Raw genomic sequence first — 25,916 nt, 5'->3', positions numbered from 1 at the left:
CCACCTAAATACCACCGAGGCGCGAGGTGTTGTTCCCGATTCCATCAACCCCCCCCATCCTCCCGGAGCCTGTGCCCATGAACGCCCTTCGCCCCTTGACCCCCCCGCCCCTGCCGCCGGGCGCGCGCCGCGCCGTGCGCCGCGCCGCCCATGCCCTGGCCGCCCTGACCCTGGCCACCAGCGCGCTGGCGCAAACCGTTCCCGCCTGGGCGCCCGACACCTACTACGTGGCCGGCACCGTGGTGTCCTACCAAGGCAAGCTGTACCGCGCCGTGGTCAGCCAAACCGACTGGACGGGCACGGGCTGGAACCCGAGCGTGGCCAGCCTGTGGACCCCGGTGGACGGCGCCGCGCCGGCCCCCGCGCCCAGCCCAAGCCCGGCGCCCGCCCCCGCACCAACGCCGGCCCCGGCCCCGGCCACCGGCAGTTGGGACGCCAACACCGCCTACACCGGCGGCCAAACCGTGACCCGCAACGGCACGACCTACAAGGCCAACTGGTGGACGAAGGGCGAGGACCCTGCGCTGAACAACGGCCCCACGGGCAGCGGCAAGCCCTGGACGGCCGTGGGCAGCGCGCCCGCGCCGGCCCCCACACCGGCGCCGAGCCCGTCGCCCAGCCCGGCGCCGAGCCCGTCGCCCAGCCCGGCCCCCAGCCCATCGCCCTCCCCGGCACCGTCCCCCTCGCCCGCCCCGGCGCCCGCGCCCGGCCTCAGCGACCCCGCGGCCAAGTCCGCGTCGCAGGCCGGCCGTGCCTACACGGTGTACTACCCCTCGTGGAGCGACAACTGGTTCGACGCCACCGGCAAGACGTTGAACCAGGTTTTCCAGGCCAGCCAGCTGGCGCGCATCCCCGCCAACTACACGCACGTGGTGGTGGCCTTCGCGCAGCCCGACTTCCGCTGGGGCGGCCTGGCGGCCAACAACTGGTCGGGCACGGGCATCAACTTCAACGGCCGGCCCTCGGACATCAAGGCCGCGATCGACGTGCTGCACGCCCGCAACATCAAGGTCATCCTGGCGGTGGGCGGTGCCACCTACAACAACTGGGCGCAGTTGGCGGCCGAAGGCCACGCCGGCGGCGGCGCCACCATCAACGCGCTGGCCCAGGTCATGCAGGACCTGGGCTTCGACGGCCTGGACGTGGACTTCGAAATCGAGGGCCTGGACGCTTACGCCGGCGCGGTCAAGGCCATGCGCAAGGCGGTGGACCTGGCCGGCGGCGGCCGCATCCTCAGCGTGGCGGCCTGGTCCACGGGGGCCGACTGCACGGCCAACACCGCCAACCACCCGCAGTGCGCCGGGGTGGGCGTCAGCTACTGGGGCGGCAAGGCCGGGCTGGAGCGCCAGCTGGTGAACAGCTACCCGGCCTTGGCCGCCGCCTTCCAGCTCGTGAACATCATGAGCTACGACGCCCGCTACGAGAACTACGACGGTGTGACCGCGTGGAAGCAGTACCGGCAGCTCTTCCCCAGCAGCACCATCGTGTCGATCGGCTTCGAAACCGCGCCCGAGGGCTGGGCCGGGGGGCAGCTCGTGGTGAACAACGCCGACGCGCAGTGCACCGGCTCGGTGAACCTGAAGAACTCCTACGGGGCCACGGTCAATCAGGCCTACTCGGTGGAGCGCTACTTGGGCGCCGTCGTCACCAGCACCCTGCCCAACCGCAACCCGCGCGACGGCGCCATGCTGTGGCAAGCGCTGAAGACGGCGAGCGGGGCCTGCGGCAGCGCGGCGCTGGCTTCGCCGGGCAGCATCGGCAAGAAGGTGTCGGCCATGACCGGCCTGCCCGACGACCCGGCGCTGCAGAACGCGCCCTGGCGCTGAAACCCGCGCGCCGCGCTGCCCCTCAGCGGCGCGGCGCGACCGGCGGTGGCAGCGGGGGCTGGAGGGCGCGCCCCGTGTCCTTCAGCCCCGTGCCGCCAGGCAGGTAGCGGCGGTAGATCCGCTCCGACTCGCCGCTGCGGTGCAGGGCCGTGAGCGCAGCGTTCAGGCGTGCCAACAGGGCTGGGGCCGCGGGGTTGCCGCGGGCCAGCATCAGGTGCTGCGTGACGCTGGCGTGGTCGGGGTAGGGCTCGAAGGCCAGGCCGTCGGGCAGCTGCAGGTGGCCGAGGCGCACCGCGCCTTCCACCGGTTGGCGCGCGAACAAGAACAGCTCGCAGTGGCCGCGTTGCACCATCAGCAAGGCCGACTGCAAGCTCAGTGGCTTGAAATCGGGCCCGGTGACGCCCCAATCGGCGAGCCACTGGAAGTTGCCACCGTTCATGCCGCACAGGGTGAAGCGCTTGAGGTCGGCGCGGCTGCGCCACGCCGGGCCTTCGGGCAGGCGGGCTTTGGCGTACCAAACGCCCCCCTCGTCGGCGTGCAAGGGCGCGCTGGGCCACAGGGCCTGCTCGCGCTCGGGGCTGGGGCTGGCGAACATCAGCATCTCGACCTGTTGCCGCGACGCGTACTCGGTGACCTCGCGCAGGCAGCGGGCCCAAGGCAGCGGCAACCACTCGGCCTGCAGGCCGGCGCGCTGCAAGGCCAGCCGGGTCAGGTCGAAGGCGGCGCCGTGCCACTGCCCGGCGGCGTCTTGGTAGCGGTGCACCGACTGGCGGTCGACGTCGAAGCAAATGCGCACGCGATCGGCCGCGGCCGCGGCGCTGGCCCCCAGCCCCATCCCCAGCGCCAGGGCGAGCGCCCCGCGCCACCGTGTTGATTCGGCCATGCCGCCCCCCTTGCAGGTTTGGACCGACCGATTCTGGGCCGCGCCTTGCCCTCGGGTGCGCACCGTGCCCCGCGCCGTGGCCGCGGCGCTACGCTTGTCTTTCCTTCCACCCTGGGAGCCGCCGATGCGCCCCCTTGCTTCGCTGGTCGGCGCCGCCATGGCGCTCGCCCTGTCCGTCCCTGCGCTCGCGCAGACCGCCCCCGCGGCCGCCTTCGACCCGGCCTTGGCCCAGCGCACTGGCGCCAACGAGAACGGCATGCGCGCCTACGTGCTGGTGCTGCTCAAGAGCAGCGAAACGCCCGTGCCCAAGGGCGAGGCCCGCGACGCCATGTTCCGCGGCCACTTTGCCAACATGAAGCGCCTGGCCGAGGCCGGGGTCCTGGTCATGGCCGGCCCGCTGGACGGGCAGCAAGGCCGGCGCGGCCTGTTCGTGATGGCGGTGCCCGACATCGACAGCGCCAAGGCCCACGTGGCCACCGACCCCGTGATCGCCCAGGGCGAGATGGTGGCCGAGTACCACCGCTTTTACAGCAGCGCCGCGCTGATGCTCATCCCCGAACTGGGGCCGAAGCTGACCGCCAAACCGATGTGAGACCGAGCGATGCGCGTTGAGATCGAACCCGGGGTGCGCCTGTTCGTCGACATCGACGGGGCCAGCCACGTGCCCGCGGGGCCCCAGTGGCAAGAGAAGCCCACGCTGATCCTGGTGCACGGGGGACCGGGCTTCGACCACTCGGCCTTCAAGCCCTACTTTTCGCGCTTCACCGACCAAGTCCAGGTGCTGTACCTGGACCAGCGCGGCCACGGGCGCAGCGACCCGCGGCCCGCCTCGGAGTGGACCCTGGACACGCACGCCGACGACCTGGTCCGCCTGTGCCAAGTCCTGGGCATCGAGCGTCCCATCGTGCTGGGCCAGAGCTTTGGGGGCTTCGTGGTGCAGCGCTACCTAGCACGCCACCCGGGCCACCCGCGGGCGGCGGTGTTGAGCAGCACCGCGCCCCGCTACAACCTGGCCGGCAAGGTCGCCGGCTTCGCCCGGCGTGGCGGCCCCGAGGCGGGGGCGGCGGCGCAGGCCTTTTGGGCCCAGCCCAACGCCGACACCTGGGCCACCTACGACCGCCTCTGCCGCCACCTCTACAACACCACCCCCCAGGACGCCGACGGCCGCTCGCGCATGCGCTTTCGGCCCGAGATCCTCTTCGCCTCGGCCGGGGGCGAGCAGCGCGACATGAACCTGCTGCCGGGCCTTGCCGCCGTGCAGTGCCCCGTGCTGGTGATGGCCGGTGACGAAGACCCCGTCACGCCCATGGAGGATGCCGAGCTCATCTTCGGCGCCTTGCCCGCGCCCTGGCGCGAGATCGTCCGCTTCCCGGGCGTGGGGCACGGGCCCTGGCGGGACGACCCGGCGGGCACCGAGCGCGTGCTGCGCGCTTGGCTCAGCGCGCAGGCGGCGCGCTGAGCGGCAGGCGAATCTCGAAGCGCGTCCCCGGCCCCGGCAGCCCCACCACGCGCAGGCTGCCGCCCAGGTCCTGCCGCAGCAGCTGGTCGGCGATGGCCAAGCCCAGGGGGGTGCGGCCGTCGGCCCCGGTGCGGTGCAGCAAGGGCGCGAACAGGCCGTTCTCGCTGTCCGGCGGCAGGCCCGGGCCGTCGTCGCCCAGGCTCAAGATCAGGTGCCCATCGGCCTCGTGGGCGCGCAGCAGCAATTGACCGCGGTGGCCCGCCGGGAAGGCGTGCGTGGCCAGGTGCTGCAGCAACTGGGTCAGCACCTGGCCCAACAGGCCCGGGGCCGTGAGCAGGCGCAGGCCTTCGGGGATGTCCAGCGTCAGCGCGTGGGGCTGCAGGCGCTGCGAGTGGGCCAGGGTGTCGCTCAGGGCGCCCAGCCACTCGCGCAGGTCGATGGTGCGGGCCTGCTCGCCCGCCGGCGCGCTGGCCACCTGGCGGAAGGTGTCGAGCAGGTGCGTGGCCCGCGCCAGGTTGCGCTGGGCCAGCTCGGCGTTGGCCTGCACCTGGTCGACAAACTCGACCAACTCGCGGCGGCGCAGCGGGCCGTCCAAGCGCTCGTGCAGCTCGCGGCTGCGGTCGCTGAGGTTCTGCACCGCGATCACGCTGTTGCCCAGCGGCGTGTGCAGCTGCTGGGCCACGTTGGCCACCAAGGTGTCGAGCGTGGCGCGCACCTCGGTGCGCGCCAGCGCCTCGCGCGAGTCGTTCAAGGAGGCCAGCGCCCGCGTCAGCTCGGCGGTGCGGGCCTCGACGCGGGCCTCCAGCGTCGCGTTCAGGGCCTGGATGCGTGCCTCGGCCTCCTTGCGGGCTTGGACGTCCACCAGCGTGCCCGCCATCATGCGCGGCCGGCCTTCGGCGTCGCGCGTGAGCACCTTGGCCCGGGCCAGCACCCAGACCCAGCCCTGCGTCTTGTGGCGGTGGCGGTACTCCATTTCGTAGGCCTCGGTCTCGCCCGCGAAGTGCCGTCGCAAGGCCTCGGCCACAGCCGGGGCGTCGTCGGGGTGGCAGTCGTCGCGCCAGTGGTAGCCCGCCCCGATCGGGTGCTCGCCCGGTGCGTAGCCGGCCAGGCGCTCCCAATGCGCGTTGACGTGCGTCTCGCCCGTGGCGAAGTCGTGCTCCCAGGCGGCCGCGCGCGTGCCGTCCAGCACGTCGCTCAGGCGCTGGCGCTCGCGCGCCAGCGTGGCGCGGGCGGCTTGGGCCAGCGCGCGCTCGCGCAGCAGGCGGTGCAAGGCCGCCCCCAGCAGGAGCGAGGCCATGGCACCCAGGCCCAGCACCACGGTGGGCAGCGTGCCGGTGCCTTCGCGCAGCAGGCTGGCCTGGGGCTGCTGCACCAGGGTCCAGGCTCGGCCGGCCACGTCGAGCGCGCTCACGCGCTGCAAGGCCTGGGCCTCGCTGGCCGTGCTAGGCAAGGGGGTGGCGCCCGGGCTGCTGATCAGCGGCCGACCTTGCGGCTGGCGCCCTTCGAACAGCCACAGGTCCATGCGCGCCCGTTGGGCCTGCGCCATCACCGGCGCGAACAGCGCGGGCAGCTCGACCACGGCCGCCAGGAAGCCCAGTGGCACCCCTTGCCCTTGTGGGCCGGGCTCGCCCTCCATCACTGGCGCGGTGATGGCAAACCCCATGACGCTGCCGCCGCCGATGTCTTGCCGCAGCACCGGGAAGCTGCCCGAGGCCAGCGGGCGCCCGCGCCGGGCCGCCTCGTCCTTCGAGGCCATGCGCACCGGGTCGTTGGCGAGGTTGAAGCCCAAGGGCGACTTGCCCTCGGGCCAGCCGTACAGGATGGGGACGTAGCGCTCGCGGCGCGGGGCCGCCTCCCAGGTCAAGCCATCGGCCGACGGCTCCTTGATCGAGAAGTCCAGCAGGCCCTGCTCGCGGGCGCGCTGCTCGAAGGCCGCGCGCTCCGCGCCGGGCACCAGGGGCTGCCACTCGAGCATGCCCACGGCCGGCAGTGCGCTGGCCAGTTGGGCGGCATAGCGCATGAAGGCCGCGCGCGTGAGGGCCGGCTGCGCCTCCACCATCAGGGCGGCGCTGCGCGCTGCCTCCACGGTGCGGTGCAGCTGCTGCTCGACGCGACCGAGCACCTCGCCGGCGGCGGCCTCGGTGCGCGCTTGCAAGCGCTGCGACTCGGCCTCGCGCATGGAGCGGTACACCAGGGCCGTGGCGCTCCATCCCAGGGCCACCACGACGAGCACCGCCACGCCGTCGCGCCAGCGGCGCTGGGGGTGGTCGGGGCGGGAGTCGGGGCGGGGGTCGGTGGGGCGCATGGGCCGCCCAAGTATTCCAGCCCCCCGCCGGCGCCCAGCCCGCCACAAACCCGGGGCCGGCCGACCCCGGGGGGCAGGCGGCCTCAGAAGAAGCCGAGCGCGTTGGGCGAGTAGCTCACCAGCAGGTTCTTGGTTTGTTGGTAGTGGTCGAGCATGGCCTTGTGCGTCTCGCGCCCGATGCCCGACTCCTTGTAGCCGCCGAAGGCGGCGTGCGCCGGGTAGGCGTGGTAGCAGTTGGTCCACACCCGGCCGGCCTGGATGGCGCGGCCCATGCGGTAGGCGCGGCTGCCGTCGCGCGTCCACACGCCAGCCCCCAGGCCGTAGGGTGTGTCGTTGGCGATCTGCAGGGCCTCGGCCTCGTCCTTGAAGGTGGTGACGGCCAGCACGGGGCCGAAGATCTCCTCCCGGAAGATGCGCATGCCGTTGTGGCCCTTGAACAGCGTGGGCTGGATGTAATAGCCCTCGGCCAGGTCGCCGCCCAGCTGCGCACGCCCACCGCCGCACAGCAGCTGCGCGCCCTCCTCACGGCCCAGGGCCAGGTAACCCAAAATCTTGTCCATCTGCAGCGCCGAGGCCTGCGCGCCCATCATGGTGTCGGTGTCCAGCGGGCTGCCTTGCTTGATGGCCGCCACGCGCTTCAAGGCGCGGTCCATGAAACGGTCGTAGATGCTCTCTTGGATCAGCGCGCGGCTGGGGCAGGTGCACACCTCGCCCTGGTTGAAGGCGAACAGCACCAGGCCTTCGATGGCCTTGTCCAAGAAGGCGTCGTCGTGGGCCATCACGTCGTCGAAGAACACGTTGGGGCTCTTGCCACCCAGCTCCAGCGTGGCCGGGATCAGGTTGGCCGCCGCAGCCTGGGCGATGACCTTGCCCGTGGCCGTGGAGCCGGTGAAGGCGATCTTGGCGATGCGCTTGCTGGTGGCCAGTGGCGTGCCGGCCTCGCGGCCGTAGCCGTTGACCACGTTGAGCACGCCCGGGGGCAGCAGGTCGGCGATGAGGCCGACGAAGACCAAGATGCTGATGGGCGTGCTTTCGGCGGGCTTGAGCACCACGCAGTTGCCGGCGCCCAGCGCGGGGGCCAGCTTCCAAGCGGCCATCAAGAGCGGGAAGTTCCAGGGAATGATCTGCCCGACCACGCCCAGCGGTTCTTGGAAGTGGTAGGCCACCGTGTGGCCGTCGATCTGGCTCAGCGCGCCTTCTTGCGCCCGCACGCAGCCGGCGAAGTAGCGGAAGTGGTCGGCGCACAGCGGGATGTCGGCGTTCAGCGTTTCGCGAATGGGCTTGCCGTTGTCCACCGTCTCGGCGTACGCCAAAAGCTCCAGGTTCTGCTCGATGCGGTCGGCGATCTTGAGCAGCACGTTGGCCCGGTCGGCCGGGGCCACCGCGGCCCAGCCGGCGGCCGCGGCGTGCGCGGCGTCCAGCGCCAGTTCCACGTCGCGCTCGCTCGAGCGGGCCGCCTGCGTGTAGACCTGGCCGTTGATGGGCGTGACGACGTCGAAGTAGCGGCCCTCGACGGGCGGCACGAAGCGCCCGCCGATGAAGTTGTCGTAACGGGCTTGGTAAGCGATCTTGGCACCGGGGGTGCCGGGGGCGGCGTACAGCATGGGGGTCTCCTGAAGGGGGGTGAACACGAACGGGGTCGGGGCCAGGCGGTTCGGGCGCCGGCGGCCACCGGTGCCCCTTCAGTGCACGCGCCGTGCCAGGGCGCGAACGGCGCGAGAGCGGCCACCGGCGCGGCAAGTCCGGCGCGGTTTGCGGGGCAACCCTGAGCCAGGATGGGCGCGTTGCCACGCCCCTGTTCCAAAACGGAACAGTCGACCGCGTTGCGTGGCGCAAGGGCTTGGCAGCCGGGCCGGCCCGGGGTACGGTCCAGGCCCTGGCGTCCCCTCCCCGTGCCCATGGCCCCCCGCTCGCTGACCCTGCGCAACCCCACCGACCGCGTGCGCGCGGCGCGCCGCCAATGGCTGGAGACGGGCGAGTTGTCCGACGCCTTGCTGTCGCCCCAGCTGCGGCAAAGCTGGGCGCGCAGCCACCAATTCGGCCTGGCGCCGCAGGGGCGCTCGTCGGGGGCGCCGCATGCCTCGGCCGCGCAGTTGGCGCGGGCGCTGGAGCACCGCCGCGCGCTGGTGTCCCACGCGCAGCCCGTCATGGCCTTCTTGCACGAGCAGATCCGCGACAGCGACAGCCTGGTGATCCTGGCCGACCCGCAAGGGATGCTGCTGCACGCGATGGGCGACGACGGCTTTGCCGACCGCGCGGCGCGCGTGGCCCTGCGCCCTGGCGCCATTTGGAGCGAACAGTGGCGCGGCACGAACGCCATTGGCACCGCCTTGGCCGAGGGCAGTGCCGTGGTCGTGCACGGCGGCGAGCACTACCTGGCGCGCAACGGCTTCCTCACCTGCGCGGCCGCGCCCATCGCCGACCCGAACGGCCAGTTGCTGGGCGTGATCGACATCTCCGGCGACCGCCGGGGCTACCACCGCCACACCCTGGGCCTGGTGCGCTCGGGCGCGCGGATGGTCGAGCACCAGCTGTTTCTCGCCCGGCACGGCCAGGGCCTGCACCTGCGCCTGCACGTCCAGCCCGAGGGCTTGGGCACGGTGACCGAAGGCCTGTTGGCGCTGTCGGAAGACGGCTGGGTCGTGGGGGCCAACTCGGCGGCCCTGGAAGGCCTGGGCCTGGCGCGCGCGGCCATCGGCACGCTGGGCGTGGAGCGCCTGCTGGGCCTGGACCTGGCCACCCTGCGCCGCGCGCGCCACACCCCACAGGCCTTGCGGCGTGCCGACGGCAGCGTGCTGTGGCTGCGCCTGGACGGCGAGCGCGCGCCACCCGCCCATGCGGTGCGCGCCGCCCCCGTCCCGTCCCCCGCCCCGGCCATGGACGCGTTGAGCGCCCTGGACACGGGGGATGCCGCGCTGCATGCCGCCTTGGCCCGAGCCCGGCGCGTGATGGACCGCCCCATCCCCTTGCTGCTGCAGGGCGAGTCGGGCGTGGGCAAAGAGCTGATGGCCCGCGCCGTGCATGCCTGCAGCGCCCGCCGTGCGCAGCCCTTCGTGGCCGTCAATTGCGCGGCCCTGCCCGAGGGCCTGATCGAGGCCGAGCTCTTCGGCTACCGCCCTGGCGCCTTCACCGGCGCCTGCCGCGAGGGCGCGCCCGGGCGCCTGCGCGAGGCGCACGGCGGCACGTTGTTCTTGGACGAGATCGGCGACATGCCCTTGCCCTTGCAGGCGCGCCTGCTGCGCGTGCTGCAAGACCGCCAGGTCGTGCCCCTGGGCGGTGGCAAGCCGGTGGACGTGGACTTCGCGCTGGTGGGCGCCACGCACCGCCGCCTGGCCGACGAGGTGGCCGCCGGCCGCTTCCGCGAGGACCTGTACTACCGCTTGAACGGCCTGACGCTCACCCTGCCGCCCCTGCGCGAACGCAGCGACTTGCCCGCGCTGGTCGCGCAGATGCTGGCCGAACTGGCCCCAGGCCGCGCGCTGGCCCTGAGCCCGGCGCTGGCCCAGGCCTTCGCCCGCTACCGCTGGCCGGGCAACCTGCGCCAACTGGCCAATGTGCTGCGCACCGCCGTGGCCTTGAGCGACCCCGACGACACCCAGCTTGAGCGCCAGCACCTGAGCGACGACCTGCTGGAAGCCCTGGCCCTGGACGACGCGCCTGCGCGGGCCGGCGGCGAGCCCGGCAGCGACCTGCGCACGCACACGGCACAGGTCATCGACGAGGTGTTGGCCAGCAGCGGCGGCAACCTGTCGGAGGCGGCGCGCCGCTTGGGCGTGAGCCGCAACACCCTGTACCGCCGTTTGGCCAGAAAGGGCTGAACCTCCGGCCTCAGGCCTTGAGCAGTTGGCGCGCGCCCTCGCGCAGCGTGTCCTCGTTCAGGTCCGCCAACGCCAAGGTGTGCACGGTGGGCCGCTGGGCATTGGCGCTGCGCGCGTAGCAGGGGTCGTAGTGGTCGGTCATCAGGCGGGCGAACAAGCTGTCGACCTCGCCGGCCTCGGCCAGGGCCATCCATTCCGCCCAGCACGCCCCGCCGACCAGGGGCCGCACCGGCCACAGGCGTTGGACCATGGCCACCGGGTCGGCGGCGAAGTGCGCGTAGTCCACCCGGCACAGGCCCACCCGTGCCGGCAGGGGGGCTTCCACGCGCACCACGGGGGCCTCGCGGATGGCGTCGAACAGCGCGGTGGGCAGTTGCAGCTTGCCGATGCGCTTGCTCTCGTCCTCCACCCACACGGGGCGGCTGGGGTCGAGCTTCGCGAGGGTGTCGCGCAGCGCGGTGTCGAACAGTTTTTGCGTGGGCTGGGGCTGCGCGGGCAGGTCGCCCAAGAGCGAGCCGCGGTGCGCGGCCAGGCCCTCCAGGTCGACGACCTGCGCGCCCTCGCGGGCCAGCGCGTCCAGCAAGCGCGTTTTGCCCGAGGCCGTGCTGCCCGTCACCACGCGCCAGTCGAAGGCGGTGGACAGCCGGGCCAGCTCTTCGCGCACCCAGGCGCGGTAGGCCTTCCAACCGCCGGGCAGCACGTCGACCGTGTAGCCGATGTTGCGCACCGGGTCGGCCCAGGCGCGGCTGCGCTTGCCGCCGCGGAAGCAGTAAATGAGGATGCGGTCGCTGGGCTTGCGCGGGGCGATGGCCTCGGCGATGTGGCGCGCGATGTTGCGCAGCGCGTACTGCGCGCCCAGCACGTAGGCCCCGTGCGGGTTGGTGCGGTGCAGGGTGCCGACTTCGGCGAACTCCTCCTGCGACACCACCGGCAGGTTGACGGCGCCGGGCAGGTGGTCCTCGTCGAACTCTTTGGGCGTGCGCGCGTCGATGATCAGCGCGTAATCGCCCAAAGGGCGGATGCCGTGCAGCTCAGCCATGGACGTGCAAGCCTTGGCCGGCCTCGACCCGACCCACGACGGCGCTGTGCGCAAAGCCGTGGCGCGCAAACACCGCTTGCACGTCGGGCAGGGCCGCGGGCGTGCAACTCACCAGCAGGCCGCCGGCGGTTTGCGGGTCGGTCAGCAGCGCGCGGTCGAGGTCCGTCACGCTGGGGTTCAGCGTCACGTCGGCGCCGTAGCCGGCCCAGTTGCGCCCGCTGGCGCCGGTGACGAAGCCTTGCGCGGCCAGTTCCCGCACGCCCGGCAGCAGGGGCACGGCCGGCCAGTCCAGGTGCACGGCGACTTTCGCGCCGCGTGCCAGCTCCAGCGCGTGGCCGGCCAGGCCGAAGCCGGTGACGTCGGTCAGCGCGTGCACGCCGTCCAGCGCGGCCAGCTCGGGGCCGGGGGTGTTGAGCTTCGTGGTGGCGGCGATCAGGGCGGCGTAGCCGTCGGCGCTCAGTTGCTCCTTCTTGAGCGCGGCCGAGTACACGCCCACGCCCAGCGGCTTGCCCAGCACCAGCACGTCGCCCGCTTTCGCGTCGGCGTTGCGGCGCACGCGGCTGGGGTGCACCAGGCCCAGGGCCACCAAGCCGTAGATGGGCTCGACCGAGTCGATGGTGTGCCCGCCGGCGATCGGGATGCCGGCGGCGCGGCACACGCTGGCCCCGCCTTCCAGGATGCGACCGATGGTGGCCGTGGACAGGGTGGCGATGGGCATGCCCACCAAGGCCAGGGCCATGATGGGCCGGCCGCCCATGGCGTACACGTCGCTGATGGCGTTGGTGGCGGCGATGCGCCCGAAGTCGAAGGGGTCGTCCACGATGGGCATGAAGAAGTCCGTCGTGGCGATCAGGGCCTGCTCGTCGTTGAGGCGGTAGACGGCGGCGTCGTCGGCCGTTTCGATGCCCACCATCAACTCCGGCGGGATGGGGAAGCCGGTGCTGCCCTTGAGGATCTCGGACAGCACCCCCGGCGCGATCTTGCAGCCGCAGCCGCCCCCGTGGGACAGGCTGGTCAGGCGGGGTTCGGTCATGGGGCTTCTCCGGGGGGTGGGGTTGGGCGGCATTTTCCAGCCAGTGCTGGCCCTAGACTCTCGCGCTTTGCCCGCGCCGGGTGCGCGTGCGCTCGCTGGACCGACCCGACATGAAGGAATTTCTGCAACGACAAGCCGGTGGCAAGCTCTTGGGCTTGGTGTTGGTGTTGGTCGTCGGCGCGATGGGCCTGATGGAGCTGAACCGCGACACCGGCGTGCGCGAACTCCAGGTGCAGTCGGTGGCCGCGCTCGAAGGCGGTTTGGTGGTGCCCGAGCGCCAGCACCTGCAGATCACCGCGGCCGTGCCATTGGGTCGCCACGTGCTGGACACGACGCGCAGCGGCCGCCACAGCGTGGCCGTGCTGGTGGCCGTCGGTACCGCCGCCAACGCCAAGGCGCTGAGCGAGGGCCGCCGGGTGCCGTTGCGCGTGTGGCTCGAGCTGCCGCAGCGTTTCGCCACGGCCGAGGAGGCCCAGACCCACCTGGCCCAGGTGCGGCGCTTGCCGGTGGCGCCTTACCAAGGGCTCTGGCAGACCATGCCCAAGGGCTTGAGCGAGGTCGCGTCGCCCGAGGGCGATGCGCTGGGGGCGGGTGTGCTGCGCCTGGGCGCCCACCCCGCGCCGCTGGGCAACGCCGCCGGCCTGCTGGCCGCGGCGGGCGTGGGCCTGTTGATGCTGCTGATTTGGGCGGGCTCGGAGTGGCGCGCCTGGCGCTGGAGCCTCGCGCAGCAGCGCGAGGGCGTGGCCGCCTTCGCCGGGGTGTCGCGCCGCGTGTTCTTCGGTGCCCTCAGCGGCACCGTGGCCGGTGTCAGCGCGTTCTTCGCCGTGCACGCCTGGGCCGACCAGGGCCAAATCAACGCCTTGGCCTGGATGCTGACCTTGCTGGGCCTGGGGGCCACCGCCTTCGTGCTGTTGACCAAGGACACGCTGACCTTGGTGGGTGCCGACACCATCGAGCGCTTGCACGGCCGGCGCCACGACACCCGCGACCTCGCCCAGGTGCGCCAGCTCTTCATCCAACCGGGCCAGCGCGAGCGCCTGCCCGAAGGGCTGGTGCTGCACTGCAAGCACGCCACGCCGATGGCCATGGGCACGGGCTGGCGTGCCGGCGCGGTGGCGCGTGGCACCGAACTGACCCAGGCCGTGCGCCAGCGCGTGTTCGCCCGCTTGGCGCCGGCCTACGCGCGTGGCCTGGCGCAACACAAGGGCTTCGACTTCCACACCGTGCGCCTGACGAACGACGGCCTGTCGCGCGGCGACGACGAGCTGCCCTGGGACGAGATCGAGTTCGCCGACCTGAGCGCCCAGCACCTGCATTTGCAGCGCCGGGGACAGCGCGGGGTGTGGGCCAAGCTGGCCTTGGGCAAGACGCCCAACGTTGACGTGCTCTTGCACCTGCTGCGCAAGCACCAGGTTCCGGTGCAAGCCGACGACGAGGACCTGCTGGCCTACTGGACGCTCAAAGAGTCGCGCTGAGCGCGCGCGCCACGAGGGCGTGCAGCGCCGCGCGCTCGTGGTCCGGGGCGAAGTCGGCGCCCCGCTGCGCCGCCAAGGCGGCCAACTCCGCCCACAGTCGGGGCGTGTCGCGCAAGCAGCGCAGCCATGCGGCCAAGCCGGTCGCGTCACCGGGCTCGAAGACCGCCGGCCAGTCGCGGCCCAGCAGGCCCAGGTTGCCGTCGATGCGCGAGGCCAGCACCGGCGTGCCGCTGCGCAGGGCCTCGATCACCGCGTGTGCGCCGCCCTCCATCCGGCTGGGGTGCACCAGCACATGGGCGCGCGCCAGGCGGCGGCGCACCTCGGCGTGGGGGCGATCGCCCAGCCAGCGGTAGGTCGTGGGCAAGGCCTGCGCCAAAGCCTCGGCACCCGTGCCGAGCGCCGGGTCCAGCGCGCGCCCCAGGTGGTCCAGTTTGACGTCGGGCCGGTCGGCCAGCAGGCGCATCGCCGCCCACAGCGTGCGCGGGTCTTTCTCTTCGCGCAGATGGCCGACCGCCAACGCCCGCAGCCAGCGCTGGGGCCGCGGCCCGGGGGCGTGCGCCGGCAGGCCCGGCAGCACCACCTGGGCCCTGGCGCGCAGGGCCGGGGGCAGCGAGTCGGCACCCAGCCGGTTCAGCACCACCAGCACCTGCGCCCGCGCCAGGCTGGCCTGGGCGCTGGCGTCGGTGGCGATGTCGCGGTACAGGTCGGTGCCGGTGAGCACCAGCACCACCGGCCGGTCGGCGGGCCACGCCGCCACGCTGGGCGCCGAGCGGCGCGCGTGCAGGGCGATGAGCAGCGCACCCGCCGGGTCGCCCGCCCGCCACGCGGCGCGCAGGTCCACGCGGTGGGCGTCGCCCAGCAGCTGTGCCCAGCGGCGGGCGGTTTGCCAGTTGCCGTTGTTGGCGTCGGCCAGCGCGGGCGTGACGAGGGTGATCGAGGCCATGACCCGCCCAGTGTCGGGGCGCGCGGACTTTGCTCCAATGCGCCCCACCGCATTGACCCCACCGGAGTTCTCCCCCATGCTGCGTCGCTCGCTCCTCGCCCTGTCCCTGGCCGCTGCCGCCCTGCCGGCGTTCGCGCAAACCGGGGGCGTGTTCCGCATCACCGCCATCCCCGACGAGTCGCCCACCGAGCTGGCCCGCAAGGCCGCCCCGCTGGTGGCCTACCTGGAGAAGCAGCTGGGCATGAAGGTCGAGTTCACGCCCGTGACCGACTACGCCGCCGCCGTGGAGACCCTGGTCAACCGCAAGGTGGACCTGGCCTGGTTCGGTGGCTTCACCTTCGTGCAGGCACACGTGCGCTCGGGCGGCAAGGTCATCCCCATCGTGCAGCGCGAAGAGGACGAGAAGTTCCGCTCCCTCTTCATCACCGCCGACCCGGCCGTGAAGGCCCTGGCCGACCTGAAGGGCAAGGACCTGAGCTTCGGCTCGCAAAGCTCCACCTCGGGCCACCTGATGCCCCGCCACTTCCTGATCCAGCAAGGCATGGAGCCCGAAAAGACCTTCCGCCGCGTGGCCTACAGCGGCGCGCACGACGCCACCATCGCGGCCGTGGCCAGCGGCAAGGTGGCCGGTGGCGCGCTGAACATCTCGGTCTGGCAAAAGTTCGTCGACGAGAAGAAGGTCGACCCCGCCCAGGTGCGCGTGATCTTCACCACCCCGACCTACTACGACTACAACTGGACGGTGCACGCCGACCTGCCCAAGGCCACGCGCGACAAGCTCACCGCCGCGCTGCTGGCGCTGAAGGCCGACACCCCCGAGGGCGCCGAGATCCTGAAGCTGCAGCGCGCCACGCGCTTCGTGCCCAGCAAGGTGGAGAACTACCAGGGCATCGAGAACGCCGCGCGCTCCGCCGGCTTGCTCTGACCCGCTGAGGATGCACGTCCAGCTCGAGGGCGCCCACGCCCGCCACCCCGCTGCGCGCCCTGAAGCGCCCGACGCCCTGCGCGGCGTGGGCCTGCAGGTGGACGCGGGCGAGGCAGTGGCGCTCATCGGCCCCTCGGGCGCGGGCAAAACCAGCCTGCTGCACGCGCTGGGCCTGGCCCTGCCGCTGACGCAAGGCCGGCTGCGCATGAACGGCGTCGAGCCCTGGGCGCTGAACGCCGCGGGCCTGCGCGCGCAGCGCCGCGAGCTGCTCATCGCCCCTCAAACGCCACCCCTGCCGCCGCGGCAGCGCGTGGTCACCGCGGTGCTGGCGGGGCGCTTGCCGCGCTGGGGCTTGTTGAAGAGCTTGGCGTCCTTGTTCTACCCCCGCGAGGCCCCGCTGGCCCACGCCGCGCTGGCGCCGCTGGGCCTGGCCGACAAGCTGTGGGACCGCGTGGACCGCCTGAGCGGCGGCGAGCGCCAGCGCGTGGGCCTGGCCCGCGTGCTGGCCAGCGACACCCGCCTGTGGCTGGTGGACGAGCCGCTCTCCGCGCTGGACCCCACCCGCGCCCGCGATGCCTTGCAGGTGCTGCTGGCCGCGGCGCGCGAGCGCGGCGTGACCCTGGTGGCCAGCCTGCACCACGTGGACCTGGCGCTGCAGGCCTTTCCCCGCGTGGTCGGCCTGCGCGACGGCGCGGTGCAGTTCGACCTGCCGGCCGCCGAGGTCACGCCCGAGCGCCTGGCCGCGCTGTACGCGCAGCACGAGCACGAACTGCAGGGCCCCCCGCCCGTGGCCGACGCGCCCCCGCCCGGCCCGGCGCCGGTGCCCATGACCTGCCGGTGACGTCTTTGGTGCAGACCCACCCCGCCCTGCGCGACCCCGCCTGGCGCGGCCGCCTGAGCTGGGCGCTGCTGGCCCTGCTGCTGGCCTGGCCGCTGTGGCGCGCCACCGAGCTGAACCCGGCGGTACTGCTCGACCCGCACGCCTTGTCGGTCACCGGCCGTTTCCTGAGCGACTTTCTGCCGCCCCGCACCGACGCCGACTTCCTCGCGCAAGTGGCGCGCGACACCTGGCGCACCGTGGCCATGGCCACGGCGGGCCTCACCCTGGGCTGGCTGCTGGCCGTGCCCCTGGCGCTGCTGAGCGTGCGCGCGCTCAGCCAGTCGTCGCTGCGCGGTCGCATGGGCCGCGGGCCGTCGCTGGTGCGCCAAGGGGCGCGCTGGGTGGCCATCGTGCTGCGATCGGTGCCCGAGCTGGTGTGGGCGCTGGTCTTCGTGCGCGTGGTGGGCCTGGGGCCCACGGCCGGGGTGCTGGCCATCGCGCTGACCTACGGCGGCATGCTGGGCAAGGTGTACGCCGACATCCTAGAAAGCGGCGACGCCACCCCCGCCCGCGTGCTGCTGCAGCAAGGCAGCGGGCGCCTGCAGGCCTTTGCTTACGCGCTGCTGCCGGGCAACGCGGCCGAGCTCAGCAGTTACACCGTGTACCGCTGGGAATGCGCCATCCGCAGCTCGGTGGTGCTGGGCTTCGTCGGCGCCGGCGGCCTGGGCCAGGCCATGGACAGCAGCATGAAGATGTTCAACGGCGGCGAAGTGGCCACCATGCTGCTCGTCTTCATGGCCCTGGTGGCCCTGGCCGACCGCGTGAGCCGCTGGTTGCGGGAGGCCTTGGCGTGAAACCCAGCGTGAAGCCGGTTCTTCCACCCCCACTGTTCAACGCCCGCTGCAAGGCCTGCTGGTTCACCTTGGCCGTGCTGGCCCTCGTCGTCGCCAGCTTCTGGAGCCTGGACCTGCAGTGGGCGGGCCTGTTCAGCGCCGAGGGCGCGCGGGCCATGGGCCGCTTCGTGGCCGAGTTCTGGCCCCCCGACACGCACGCCGCCTTCCTGGCCAAGCTCGGCCCGGCGATGTGGGAGACCCTGGCCATGAGCGCCGTGGGCACCGCCCTGGCCGCCGCGGCCGGCCTGGCGCTGGCCCTGCCCGCCGCGGCGCAGGGCGGGGCGCGCGCGGTGGCGCGCACCGGCCTGAACGCGCTGCGCGCCGTGCCCGAGTTGGTGTGGGCCGCGCTGCTGCTCATCGCCGCCGGCCTGGGGCCCATGGCCGGCACCCTGGCCCTGGCCGTGCACACCAGCGGCGTGCTGGGCCGCCTGTTCGCCGAAGCGCTGGAGAACGCCCCCACCGGCCCGGCCGACGCCCTGCGCGCCCAAGGCGCCACGCGCGTGCAGGTGTTTCTGTACGCCACCCTGCCCACGGTGCTGCCGCAACTGCTCAGCTACACCCTGTACCGCTGGGAGAACAACATCCGCGCCGCCGCCGTGCTAGGCGTGGTGGGCGCGGGCGGCCTGGGTCAGCTGCTGGCCTTCCACCTGGGCCTGTTCCACATGGGCAAGACGGCCAGCATCTTGGTGGCCATGCTGATCCTGGTGGCGCTGGTGGACGGGCTCAGCGACCGCTTGCGGCGTTGGATGGCGCGCTGAGCCGCGCGCTCGGGTTCAGGGCAGGTCTTTCCAGACGCTGTTGAACAGCACCGCGTCGCGCACGCGGTGCTTCCACACGGCGGCCTTGACCGGGTCGGGGCTCAGGCCCGGCAGGCCCTGGCTGTACATCGTCACCAAGGCCTCCTGCGCCGGCACGTGGCCCTGGCGGGCGGCCAGCAGGTACCAGGCTTCGGCGCGACGACCGTCGCGCGGCAGGCCGGCGTCGCCGCGGGCGTACAGGCTGCCCAAAGCGCGGGCGCCCACGTAGTGCCCTTGGGCGGCGCATGCGCGGTACCAGCGCACGGCCTCCGCCGTGTTCTTGGGCGTGCCTTCGCCCTGGAGGTGCATGAAGGCCAGGTTGCATTGGCCCATGGCCAGGCCGAGCTCGGCCGCACGTTGGTAGTGGGCCTTGGACTGCACCGAATCTTTGGCCACCCCGAGGCCCAGGCCGTAACGACGCCCCAGCTCGTTGAACGCGGAGGCATCGCCTCTGGCCTGCAAGGCGGGCACGTCCAGGCCGCGCAGGTCCTCGGGCGCGTAAATCGCGGCCGTGGGCCGGACGGTGGCGGGGTCGACCTCGTCGCCCAGCGGCACGGTGCTGCACGCGCTCAGCAACGGCCCGACGATCAGGGCGAACGAGGCGAACCGGCGGATGGGGGAGCGAGGCATGGCAAGGCACGAACCGTGGAAAGCGCGGCAGCCTACGACAATGCCGCCATGAAGCCGATTGCCTACACCCGCGCCGCCCAACTCCCCCACCTGATGCAGCAGCGCATCCTCGTGCTGGACGGCGCCATGGGCACCATGATCCAGCGCTACAAGCTCACCGAGGCCGATTTCCGCGGCACCCGCTTTGCCGACCATGGCAAGGATCTCAAGGGCAACAACGACCTGCTGCAGCTGACCCGGCCTGACGTGATCCGCGAGATCCACGAGCAGTACCTGGCCGCCGGGGCCGACCTGATCGAGACCAACACCTTCGGCGCCACCTCGGTCGCGCAGGAGGACTACGACCTGGCCGGCCTGGCCTACGAGCTGAACGTGGAGGCCGCCAAGCTGGCCCGCGCCGCCTGCGACAAGTACTCAACGCCCGACAAGCCGCGCTTTGCCGCGGGCGCCCTGGGCCCCACGCCGCGCACCGCCAGCATCAGCCCCGACGTGAACGACCCCGGCGCGCGCAACGTCGACTTCGAAACCCTGCGCGCCGCGTACTACGAGCAGGCGCAAGGCCTGCTGGACGGTGGCTGCGACCTGTTCTTGGTCGAGACCATCTTCGACACCCTGAACGCCAAGGCCGCGCTGTTCGCGCTGGACGAGCTGATGGAGGCCACGGGCGAGCGCCTGCCGGTGATCATCTCGGGCACGGTGACCGACGCCTCGGGCCGCATCCTCAGCGGCCAAACCGTCACGGCCTTCTGGCACTCGGTGCGCCACGCCCACCCCATCGCCGTGGGCCTGAACTGCGCGCTGGGCGCCAGCCTGATGCGGCCTTACCTGGAAGAGCTGTCGACCGCCGCGGCCGACACGCCGATTAGCTGCTACCCCAACGCCGGCCTGCCCAACCCGATGAGCGACACGGGCTTCGACGAGACGCCCGAGATCACCGGCCGCTTGGTGGGCGAGTTCGCCGCGCGCGGCCTGCTGAACATCGCCGGCGGGTGCTGCGGCACCACGCCGGCGCACGTGGCCGAGATCGCCAAGCAGGTGAGCGCCTACCAGCCACGGCCCAACGCGCTGTTCACGCGCTGGGTGGAAACCGCCGACGCCTGAGTCCGGCCTTCAGGGCCCCGGCGGCCGGGGCACGTGGGCCAGCTCGATGCGCTGCAGCTCGCCCGACTTGCGCAGCTTGCGCACGGCCTCGTTGAAGGCGCGCAGCTTGGCGGCGCTGCCGGGCAGCTTGCGCGGGAAGGCCAGGTGCACCGGCTCTTCCGACACCACCAGCGGCGCCATGCGCAGGCTGCGGCCTTGGTCGGGCATGGCCTGTGCCGCCGTCCAGCCGGTGTTTTCGCCCGTCAGCACGTAGCTCACGCGGCCCAGCTCCAACATGCGAAAGCAAGTCTCGATCAGCGGCACCCGCTGCAAGCGCAAGGCCCCGCTGGCGGCCAACTCGCGCAACGCGTCGGGCACCTGCGCGGCTTGCAAGGTGCAGCCCAGGCCGCGGTCCACCAGGTCTTCCGGGTGCTGCGGCGTCCAGGGGTCGCTTTGGGCGAGGAAGACGCGAACGCGGGCCAGGTAGAAGGGCTCGGAAAACAGCAAGAGTTGCTCGCGCTCCGGCGTCTTTTTGTAGGGGAAGGCGCCGTCCACGCCGCCGGAGATGGCCCGCTCGTAGGTGCGCAGCGGGGGCAAGAACTCGAACTCGGGCTGGGCGCCGAGCTCGCGCAGGATGCGGCGCAAGAGCACCGCGTAGTAGCCCTGCTGCGGCGCGTGCTCGCTGATGGACGGGGGCAGCTCCACCGTGGCCAAGCGCCAGACCCTCGGCGGGCTTTGCGCGTGGCTGGGGCCCGCGCTGCCGATCAGCAGCCCCGCGAGCCCAAGCCACAGCGCACGCATCAGTACAGGCGCATCAGCTTGTCGACCGACAGGCGCAGTTTCAACTCGTGCGGGGCCAGGCTGGCCACCACCGCCTGGCTGGCCAGGCGGGTGTCGCGGGGCACGGGCTCGGTCAGGGGCGAGCCGCTCTTGCCGATCAGGGCGGCCACCAGCGGGTCGGTGGCGATGGCGCCGCGCTTGAGCACGATGCCTTCTTCGCCGTTGGCCAGGCGCACCAGGCTGCCCGGGGGGTAGAGGCCCACGGCCTTGATCAAGGCGGCGCCGGCCTCGTCCTGCTGCTTGGTCTCGTCCAGGAAGATGGCGCGCGAGGCCTGCGCGCCGGCCTGTGCACGGCGCGAGGTGCGGGGTGACAGGCGGGCGGCGAACAGGTCGATGCGCTGCAGCAGGCGGGCCAGGCGCTCGGGCTCGGCGCGCGACGACAGCGGGCCCGGCCCGGTGTCGTGGTGCAGGCGCACGGCGGTCAGCCACAAGGGGTCGTGCACGCCCAGCTGGCGCAACAAATCGGCGGCCCGGTCGCCATGCCCCGCCAGTTGGCGGCGCTGGTCCACGCTGAGGCCCTCGCGCTGTTGGGCCAGGCGGTCTTGCAGCAGGCCCAGGCTCAGGTTCATGGTCAGGGCCGCGCGGGACAAGGCGGCCACGTGGTCCACGGGCCAGTCCAGGCGGTCGCCGGCCAGTTCGCACAAGGCCATGCACAAGAGCGCGTGGCGCGCGGTGTACTGGCTCAGCTCCTGGCTGGCGTCGTGCACCAAGAGCAGCAGAGCCTGATCGGGGTGGCGGCGCAGGCGCTCCACCGCGTTCAGGCGCAGGGCCTCCAGGCGCTCCAGGAAGCCGTCGCTTTGCGGCTCCTTGAGCAAGGTGTGCAGGTGCAGCTGGATTTCGGTCCAGGCCGCGGCCTCGCCCAGCACGGCCGGCCCGCGGGCCGTGGGGTGGCTGAAATCGGGCTTGACCTTGGCGATCTCGTTGAGCGAGACGTTCTGGTGAATCATCTGCGCCGCCAGGCTGGTGGCCTCGCGGCGGTAGGCCTCGGTCTCGTGGGCCAGTGCGTAGGCGCCGCGCGAGAGCAGCTCGCGCACGGCGTTCGAGTTGGGCAGCACCGAGCCGCTGGCGGCCAGGAGCTTGCCCTCGGCGTCGCGCAGCGAGAAGTTCAGCCGCTGACCGGGCTTGAGGGCGTTGGGGGGCAGGCGCACGAGATCCACCCTTCGATTGTCGGCATGGCTCGGCCAAGCTGGAGAGGGTCATTCCTAGAATCCAGGCAGTTTTTGCGGGGCTGTTCGCACGATTCCCCCCGACGCACCCCCTGACCGAGCGCCTGCATGCCCACTTTGCCCCCGCCCCTGAAGCTGTCCGGCCTTGAGCCGATGACCGTTGCCCCTGGCAGCCTGTTCGTCAACGTGGGCGAGCGCACCAACGTCACCGGCTCGAAGGCCTTTGCGCGTCTGATTCTGGGCGGCCAGTACGAAGAGGCCCTGGCCGTGGCCCGCCAGCAGGTGGAGAACGGCGCCCAGGTCATCGACGTCAACATGGACGAGGCCATGCTCGACAGCAAGGCCGCGATGGTGCGCTTCCTGAACCTGATGGCCAGCGAGCCCGACGTGGCCCGCGTGCCGGTGATGGTCGACAGCAGCAAGTGGGAGGTCATCGAGGCCGGCCTGCGCTGCTTGCAGGGCAAGGGCATCGTCAACTCCATCTCCCTGAAAGAGGGCGAGGCCGAGTTCCTGCGCCAGGCCAAGCTGGTCAAGCGCTACGGCGCCGCCGCCGTGGTCATGGCCTTCGACGAACAGGGCCAGGCCGACACCTTGCAACGCCGCAAGGACATCTGCCGCCGCGCCTACGACCTGCTGGTGGGCATCGGCTTCCCGCCGGAAGACGTCATCTTCGACCCCAACATCTTCGCCATCGCCACCGGCATCGAGGAGCACGCCAACTACGCGGTGGACTTCATCGAGGCCACGCGCTGGATCAAGGCGAACCTGCCCGGCGCCAAGGTCTCGGGCGGCGTCAGCAACGTGTCCTTCAGCTTCCGCGGCAACGAGCCGGTGCGCGAGGCCATCCACACCGTGTTCCTGTACCACGCCATCCAGGCGGGCATGGACATGGGCATCGTCAACGCCGGGATGATCGGCGTGTACGACGAGATCCCGGCCGACTTGCGCGAGCGCGTGGAAGACGTGGTGCTCAACCGCCGTCCCGACGCCACCGAGCGCCTGCTGGAGGTGGCCGACGCCGTGAAGGGCGCGGCCAAGGACGATAGCGCCAAGTACGCCTGGCGCGCGGGCGACGTGAACGAGCGCCTGAAGCACGCGCTGGTGCACGGCATCACCGAGTTCATCACCGAAGACACCGAAGAAGCCTGGCAGGCCATCCAGGCCACGGGCGGTCGGCCGCTGCATGTCATCGAGGGCCCCCTGATGGCCGGCATGAACGTGGTGGGCGACCTGTTCGGCGCCGGCAAGATGTTCCTGCCCCAGGTGGTGAAGAGCGCCCGCGTGATGAAGTCGGCCGTGGCCCACCTCATCCCCTACATCGAGGAAGAGAAGAAGGCGCTGGAAGCCGCCGGCGCCGACGTGCGCGCCAAGGGCAAGATCGTCATCGCCACCGTCAAGGGCGACGTGCACGACATCGGCAAGAACATCGTCACCGTGGTCTTGCAGTGCAACAACTACGAGGTGGTGAACATGGGCGTGATGGTGCCCGCGCACGAGATCTTGGCCCGCGCCAAGGCCGAGGGCGCCGACATCATCGGTCTGAGTGGCCTCATCACACCCAGCCTGGAAGAGATGCAGCACGTGGCCGCCGAGATGCAGGCCGATCCGCACTTCCGCGACGCGGGCATTCCGCTCCTTATCGGCGGCGCCACCACCAGCCGCGTGCACACGGCCGTGAAGATCGCGCCGAAGTACGAAGGACCGGTGGTCTACGTGCCCGACGCTTCGCGCAGTGTGAGCGTGTGCAGCGAGCTGCTCAGCCCCGAGCGCCGCGGCGCCTACCTGCACGAGCTGCAGGCCGACTACCGCAAGGTGCGCGAGCAGCACGCCAACAAGAAGACCACCCCGCTGGTGACCCTGGCCCAGGCCCGCGCCAACAAGCACCATGTGGCGTTCGACGCGCTGCCCGTGCCCCGCGTGCTGGGCGTCAAGCGCTTGAGCAACTACCCACTGGCCGAGCTGGTCGGCTGCATCGACTGGGGTCCTTTCTTCCAGACCTGGGACCTGGCCGGCCCCTACCCGGCCATCCTCAGCGACGAGGTGGTGGGCGAGCAGGCCACCAAGGTCTTCGCCGACGCCCAGGCCATGCTGCATAAGATCGTCGCGGGCCGCTGGCTGCGCGCCGATGGCGCCTTCGCGCTGTACCCCGCCGCGCAGGTGGACGAGGACGACATCGCCGTGTTCAACGAGGCGCGCACCGAACGCCTGATGACCTGGCACGGCCTGCGCCTGCAGACCGAACGCCCGGTGGTCGATGGCGTGAAGCGCCCCAACCGCTGCCTGGCCGACTTCGTCGCCCCCTTGGAGGGCGGCGCGCCGCGCGACCACATCGGCCTCTTTGCCGTCACCGTGCACGGCGTGGCCGAGAAGGAGGCCGAGTTCCTGGCCGCGCACGACGACTACAACGCCATCTTGCTCAAAGCGCTGGCCGACCGCCTGGCCGAGGCCTTCGCCGAGCGCCTGCACCAGCGCGTGCGCACCGAGTTCTGGGGCTACGCCGAGGGCGAGGCCCTGAGCAACGAGGCCCTGGTCGCCGAGCAGTACCGCGGCATCCGCCCTGCGCCCGGCTACCCCGCCTGCCCCGACCACCTGGTCAAGCAAGACCTGCTGCGCGTGCTGCAGGCCGACCAGTTCGGTCTGACCTTGACGGAGAGCATGGCCATGCTGCCAGCCAGCAGCGTGTCGGGCTTCTACCTGGCCCACCCCGAGGCGACCTACTTCAACGTCGGCCGCATCGGCGACGACCAGCTGGCCGACTGGGCTCAACGCCAGGGGCTGGACCTGCCGGCCGCCCGGCGCGCGCTGGCCCCCTCGATCGACGGATGAACCTGCACCTGCCCACGGTCCTGCTCTTCGCCGGCCTGCTCACGGCGGTGATCACGCTCGGCCTGGGCTTGCTCGCCTGGCGCGAACGGCGCGCCTACCTGCTGCATTGGACGGCGGCGCTGGTGACCACTTTCGCGGGCATGCTGCTGTTTGCCCTGCGCGGCACGGCGCCCGACCTGCTCACCGTGGTCATGGCCAATGTGCTGCTGTTGGGCAACCTCCTGTTCACCCTCAGCGGTTACCAACGCCTGTTCGACCAGCCGGTGCCGGTGCGGGCCATGTTGGCCTTGGCCGTGCTGCAGTTCGGCGTTTACGCCTGGCTGACCTTCGGCGTGGACGACTACAGCAGCCGCGTGCTGGTGTTCAACGCCACGCTGGTGGCGCTGTCGGTGGCCAGCGCCCTCGTGCTGCGGCAGCAAAGCCGTCGCCTGGGCTGGGCAGTTCTCGCCCTGCCGATCGGCGCCCACCTGGTGCAGGCCTTGCTCGGCCTGGTGCGGATCGGGTTGACCTTGCAATCGACCGAGCCGGCCACGAACCTGATGGCGGCCAGCCAAGGCCACGTCGTGGCCATCATGCTCAACAGCCTGGCGGCCATGGCCTTGGCTTTCGGCTTCTTGTCGCTGCACGCCGGCGACCTGCTGGAAGCCCTGGAGCAGCAGGCCGCGACCGACCCGCTCACGGGCCTGGCCAACCGCCGCGGCTTCGACCGCGCGCTGGCCAACGAGTGGGAGCGCCACCAGCGCCGGGGTTCGCCGCTCGCGGTGATCGTGATCGACATCGACCACTTCAAGCAGATCAACGACACCCAGGGCCATGCGGCAGGCGACGCGGCCCTGCGTCACCTGGGTCAGGTGCTTCGCAAGCACCTGCGGCCTTACGACCTGTCGTGCCGGCTGGGGGGCGAAGAGTTCTGCGTGGTGGAGACCGACACCGATCTCGAGGGCGCGCGCCGCAGCGCCGAGCGCCTGCGCCAGTCCGACCTGACCTACGGCCAGGGCCCGCAAGGCCAAGCCCTGAGCATGACGATATCGATGGGCGTGGCCCTGGCGCACGCCGGCGATCAAAGTCCGCACGACGCCATCCGCCGCGCCGACGCGGCGCTCTACCGCGCCAAGCAGGCCGGGCGCAACCGGGTCGAGGTCGGCTGAGGCCCGAAGG

Annotated in this window: 21 protein-coding genes; 12 read left to right on the top strand and 9 right to left on the bottom strand. The window is 72.1% G+C overall.

The window, feature by feature from the left end; genetic code table 11:
• Positions 1 to 77 precede the first annotated feature (77 nt).
• Positions 78 to 1,826 carry a carbohydrate-binding protein gene (locus EOD73_RS14040; RefSeq protein ID WP_127683658.1) on the top strand — a complete coding sequence of 583 codons (1,749 nt, stop codon included), beginning with the start codon at positions 78 to 80 and terminating at the stop codon, positions 1,824 to 1,826.
• 22 nt (positions 1,827 to 1,848) lie between these two features.
• On the opposite strand, the gene EOD73_RS14035 is transcribed toward EOD73_RS14040, so the two are convergent.
• On the bottom strand, positions 1,849 to 2,709 hold the full coding sequence (locus EOD73_RS14035) for a substrate-binding periplasmic protein (RefSeq protein ID WP_164846085.1): 861 nt from the start codon (positions 2,707 to 2,709) through the stop codon (positions 1,849 to 1,851).
• A gap of 124 nt (positions 2,710 to 2,833) precedes the next feature.
• Between EOD73_RS14035 and EOD73_RS14030 the strand changes: the two genes are divergently transcribed.
• Both EOD73_RS14030 and EOD73_RS14025 read left to right on the top strand, forming a co-directional pair.
• Positions 2,834 to 3,301, top strand: a complete 468-nt coding sequence (locus EOD73_RS14030; RefSeq protein WP_164846084.1) for a YciI family protein — start codon at positions 2,834 to 2,836, stop codon at positions 3,299 to 3,301.
• 9 nt (positions 3,302 to 3,310) lie between these two features.
• The gene (locus EOD73_RS14025; RefSeq protein ID WP_127683656.1) at positions 3,311 to 4,168 is read left to right on the top strand and encodes an alpha/beta fold hydrolase; all 858 of its coding nucleotides are present in this window, start codon (positions 3,311 to 3,313) and stop codon (positions 4,166 to 4,168) included.
• Here EOD73_RS14025 and EOD73_RS14020 read toward each other — a convergent pair.
• Positions 4,146 to 6,473: a CHASE domain-containing sensor histidine kinase gene (locus tag EOD73_RS14020; protein WP_127683655.1), complete on the bottom strand. Its 2,328-nt coding sequence runs from the start codon at positions 6,471 to 6,473 to the stop codon at positions 4,146 to 4,148. The two genes, EOD73_RS14025 and EOD73_RS14020, sit on opposite strands and share 23 nt — an antisense overlap.
• 83 nt (positions 6,474 to 6,556) lie before the next feature.
• Positions 6,557 to 8,077 (bottom strand): acetaldehyde dehydrogenase ExaC, encoded by a 1,521-nt coding sequence (exaC, locus tag EOD73_RS14015; RefSeq protein ID WP_127683654.1) that lies wholly within the window; start codon positions 8,075 to 8,077, stop codon positions 6,557 to 6,559.
• A 294-nt stretch (positions 8,078 to 8,371) separates the two neighbouring features.
• Between exaC and EOD73_RS14010 the strand changes: the two genes are divergently transcribed.
• Entirely contained in the window at positions 8,372 to 10,291 is a 1,920-nt protein-coding gene (locus tag EOD73_RS14010; protein WP_127683653.1) for a sigma-54-dependent Fis family transcriptional regulator, read from the top strand.
• Positions 10,292 to 10,301: 10 nt separating this feature from the next.
• On the opposite strand, the gene mnmH is transcribed toward EOD73_RS14010, so the two are convergent.
• Both mnmH and selD read right to left on the bottom strand, forming a co-directional pair.
• On the bottom strand, positions 10,302 to 11,330 hold the full coding sequence (gene mnmH, locus EOD73_RS14005; RefSeq protein WP_127683652.1) for a tRNA 2-selenouridine(34) synthase MnmH: 1,029 nt from the start codon (positions 11,328 to 11,330) through the stop codon (positions 10,302 to 10,304).
• On the bottom strand, positions 11,323 to 12,363 hold the full coding sequence (gene selD, locus EOD73_RS14000) for a selenide, water dikinase SelD (protein WP_240660720.1): 1,041 nt from the start codon (positions 12,361 to 12,363) through the stop codon (positions 11,323 to 11,325). The genes mnmH and selD overlap by 8 nt, the downstream gene beginning before the upstream one ends.
• Before the next feature lie 110 nt (positions 12,364 to 12,473).
• On the opposite strand from selD, the gene EOD73_RS13995 reads away from it, so the two are divergent.
• A complete protein-coding gene (locus tag EOD73_RS13995) occupies positions 12,474 to 13,838 on the top strand; it encodes a DUF6585 family protein (RefSeq protein ID WP_127683650.1) in 1,365 nt (454 codons plus the stop codon).
• On the opposite strand, the gene senB is transcribed toward EOD73_RS13995, so the two are convergent.
• Positions 13,822 to 14,781 carry a selenoneine biosynthesis selenosugar synthase SenB gene (gene senB, locus EOD73_RS13990; RefSeq protein WP_127683649.1) on the bottom strand — a complete coding sequence of 320 codons (960 nt, stop codon included), beginning with the start codon at positions 14,779 to 14,781 and terminating at the stop codon, positions 13,822 to 13,824. The genes EOD73_RS13995 and senB overlap by 17 nt on opposite strands.
• 76 nt (positions 14,782 to 14,857) lie before the next feature.
• On the opposite strand from senB, the gene EOD73_RS13985 reads away from it, so the two are divergent.
• The 4 genes from EOD73_RS13985 to phnE are packed head-to-tail and all read left to right on the top strand — an operon-like array spanning position 14,858 to position 18,177.
• Entirely contained in the window at positions 14,858 to 15,706 is an 849-nt protein-coding gene (locus EOD73_RS13985) for a putative selenate ABC transporter substrate-binding protein (protein ID WP_205702474.1), read from the top strand.
• A 10-nt stretch (positions 15,707 to 15,716) separates the two neighbouring features.
• Positions 15,717 to 16,547, top strand: coding sequence for a phosphonate ABC transporter ATP-binding protein (locus EOD73_RS13980; RefSeq protein WP_127683647.1), 831 nt, complete (start codon positions 15,717 to 15,719; stop codon positions 16,545 to 16,547).
• Positions 16,544 to 17,380 carry a PhnE/PtxC family ABC transporter permease gene (locus EOD73_RS17830; protein ID WP_127683646.1) on the top strand — a complete coding sequence of 279 codons (837 nt, stop codon included), beginning with the start codon at positions 16,544 to 16,546 and terminating at the stop codon, positions 17,378 to 17,380. Before EOD73_RS13980 ends, EOD73_RS17830 begins: the two co-directional genes overlap by 4 nt.
• An 8-nt stretch (positions 17,381 to 17,388) precedes the next feature.
• Entirely contained in the window at positions 17,389 to 18,177 is a 789-nt protein-coding gene (gene phnE, locus EOD73_RS13970) for a phosphonate ABC transporter, permease protein PhnE (RefSeq protein ID WP_240660719.1), read from the top strand.
• A 15-nt stretch (positions 18,178 to 18,192) separates the two neighbouring features.
• Here the strand turns inward: phnE and EOD73_RS13965 are convergent, their stop codons facing one another.
• A complete protein-coding gene (locus tag EOD73_RS13965) occupies positions 18,193 to 18,846 on the bottom strand; it encodes a tetratricopeptide repeat protein (RefSeq protein ID WP_127683644.1) in 654 nt (217 codons plus the stop codon).
• Between the two features lie 48 nt (positions 18,847 to 18,894).
• On the opposite strand from EOD73_RS13965, the gene EOD73_RS13960 reads away from it, so the two are divergent.
• Positions 18,895 to 19,947: a homocysteine S-methyltransferase family protein gene (locus EOD73_RS13960; RefSeq protein WP_127683643.1), complete on the top strand. Its 1,053-nt coding sequence runs from the start codon at positions 18,895 to 18,897 to the stop codon at positions 19,945 to 19,947.
• A gap of 9 nt (positions 19,948 to 19,956) precedes the next feature.
• Here the strand turns inward: EOD73_RS13960 and EOD73_RS13955 are convergent, their stop codons facing one another.
• Both EOD73_RS13955 and EOD73_RS13950 read right to left on the bottom strand, forming a co-directional pair.
• On the bottom strand, positions 19,957 to 20,727 hold the full coding sequence (locus EOD73_RS13955) for a substrate-binding periplasmic protein (RefSeq protein ID WP_127683642.1): 771 nt from the start codon (positions 20,725 to 20,727) through the stop codon (positions 19,957 to 19,959).
• Positions 20,727 to 21,914 (bottom strand): HD-GYP domain-containing protein, encoded by a 1,188-nt coding sequence (locus EOD73_RS13950; RefSeq protein ID WP_127683641.1) that lies wholly within the window; start codon positions 21,912 to 21,914, stop codon positions 20,727 to 20,729. Before EOD73_RS13950 ends, EOD73_RS13955 begins: the two co-directional genes overlap by 1 nt.
• Positions 21,915 to 22,085: 171 nt before the next feature.
• On the opposite strand from EOD73_RS13950, the gene metH reads away from it, so the two are divergent.
• Both metH and EOD73_RS13940 read left to right on the top strand, forming a co-directional pair.
• Positions 22,086 to 24,758 carry a methionine synthase gene (metH, locus tag EOD73_RS13945; protein ID WP_240660718.1) on the top strand — a complete coding sequence of 891 codons (2,673 nt, stop codon included), beginning with the start codon at positions 22,086 to 22,088 and terminating at the stop codon, positions 24,756 to 24,758.
• Positions 24,755 to 25,906 (top strand): GGDEF domain-containing protein, encoded by a 1,152-nt coding sequence (locus EOD73_RS13940; protein WP_127683639.1) that lies wholly within the window; start codon positions 24,755 to 24,757, stop codon positions 25,904 to 25,906. Before metH ends, EOD73_RS13940 begins: the two co-directional genes overlap by 4 nt.
• The last annotated feature ends 10 nt before the right edge of the window (positions 25,907 to 25,916 follow it).

This window comes from Inhella crocodyli, from assembly GCF_004004565.1.
Classification (GTDB): Bacteria; Pseudomonadota; Gammaproteobacteria; order Burkholderiales; family Burkholderiaceae_C; genus Inhella; species Inhella crocodyli.
Note: the sequence above shows the minus strand (reverse complement) of the source record. Positions and strands in the feature narration are given on the sequence as shown.

What these genes read in the sequence shown, in the direction of transcription:
- EOD73_RS14040 (WP_127683658.1), top strand. Translation starts at nt 78, where the DNA reads ATGAACGCCCTTCGCCCCTTGACCCCCCCGCCCCTGCCGCCGGGCGCG.
- EOD73_RS14035 (WP_164846085.1), bottom strand. Translation starts at nt 2,709, where the DNA reads ATGGCCGAATCAACACGGTGGCGCGGGGCGCTCGCCCTGGCGCTGGGG.
- EOD73_RS14030 (WP_164846084.1), top strand. Translation starts at nt 2,834, where the DNA reads ATGCGCCCCCTTGCTTCGCTGGTCGGCGCCGCCATGGCGCTCGCCCTG.
- EOD73_RS14025 (WP_127683656.1), top strand. Translation starts at nt 3,311, where the DNA reads ATGCGCGTTGAGATCGAACCCGGGGTGCGCCTGTTCGTCGACATCGAC.
- EOD73_RS14020 (WP_127683655.1), bottom strand. Translation starts at nt 6,473, where the DNA reads ATGCGCCCCACCGACCCCCGCCCCGACTCCCGCCCCGACCACCCCCAG.
- exaC (WP_127683654.1), bottom strand. Translation starts at nt 8,077, where the DNA reads ATGCTGTACGCCGCCCCCGGCACCCCCGGTGCCAAGATCGCTTACCAA.
- EOD73_RS14010 (WP_127683653.1), top strand. Translation starts at nt 8,372, where the DNA reads ATGGCCCCCCGCTCGCTGACCCTGCGCAACCCCACCGACCGCGTGCGC.
- mnmH (WP_127683652.1), bottom strand. Translation starts at nt 11,330, where the DNA reads ATGGCTGAGCTGCACGGCATCCGCCCTTTGGGCGATTACGCGCTGATC.
- selD (WP_240660720.1), bottom strand. Translation starts at nt 12,363, where the DNA reads ATGACCGAACCCCGCCTGACCAGCCTGTCCCACGGGGGCGGCTGCGGC.
- EOD73_RS13995 (WP_127683650.1), top strand. Translation starts at nt 12,474, where the DNA reads ATGAAGGAATTTCTGCAACGACAAGCCGGTGGCAAGCTCTTGGGCTTG.
- senB (WP_127683649.1), bottom strand. Translation starts at nt 14,781, where the DNA reads ATGGCCTCGATCACCCTCGTCACGCCCGCGCTGGCCGACGCCAACAAC.
- EOD73_RS13985 (WP_205702474.1), top strand. Translation starts at nt 14,858, where the DNA reads ATGCTGCGTCGCTCGCTCCTCGCCCTGTCCCTGGCCGCTGCCGCCCTG.
- EOD73_RS13980 (WP_127683647.1), top strand. Translation starts at nt 15,717, where the DNA reads ATGCACGTCCAGCTCGAGGGCGCCCACGCCCGCCACCCCGCTGCGCGC.
- EOD73_RS13965 (WP_127683644.1), bottom strand. Translation starts at nt 18,846, where the DNA reads ATGCCTCGCTCCCCCATCCGCCGGTTCGCCTCGTTCGCCCTGATCGTC.
- EOD73_RS13960 (WP_127683643.1), top strand. Translation starts at nt 18,895, where the DNA reads ATGAAGCCGATTGCCTACACCCGCGCCGCCCAACTCCCCCACCTGATG.
- EOD73_RS13955 (WP_127683642.1), bottom strand. Translation starts at nt 20,727, where the DNA reads ATGCGTGCGCTGTGGCTTGGGCTCGCGGGGCTGCTGATCGGCAGCGCG.
- metH (WP_240660718.1), top strand. Translation starts at nt 22,086, where the DNA reads ATGACCGTTGCCCCTGGCAGCCTGTTCGTCAACGTGGGCGAGCGCACC.
- EOD73_RS13940 (WP_127683639.1), top strand. Translation starts at nt 24,755, where the DNA reads ATGAACCTGCACCTGCCCACGGTCCTGCTCTTCGCCGGCCTGCTCACG.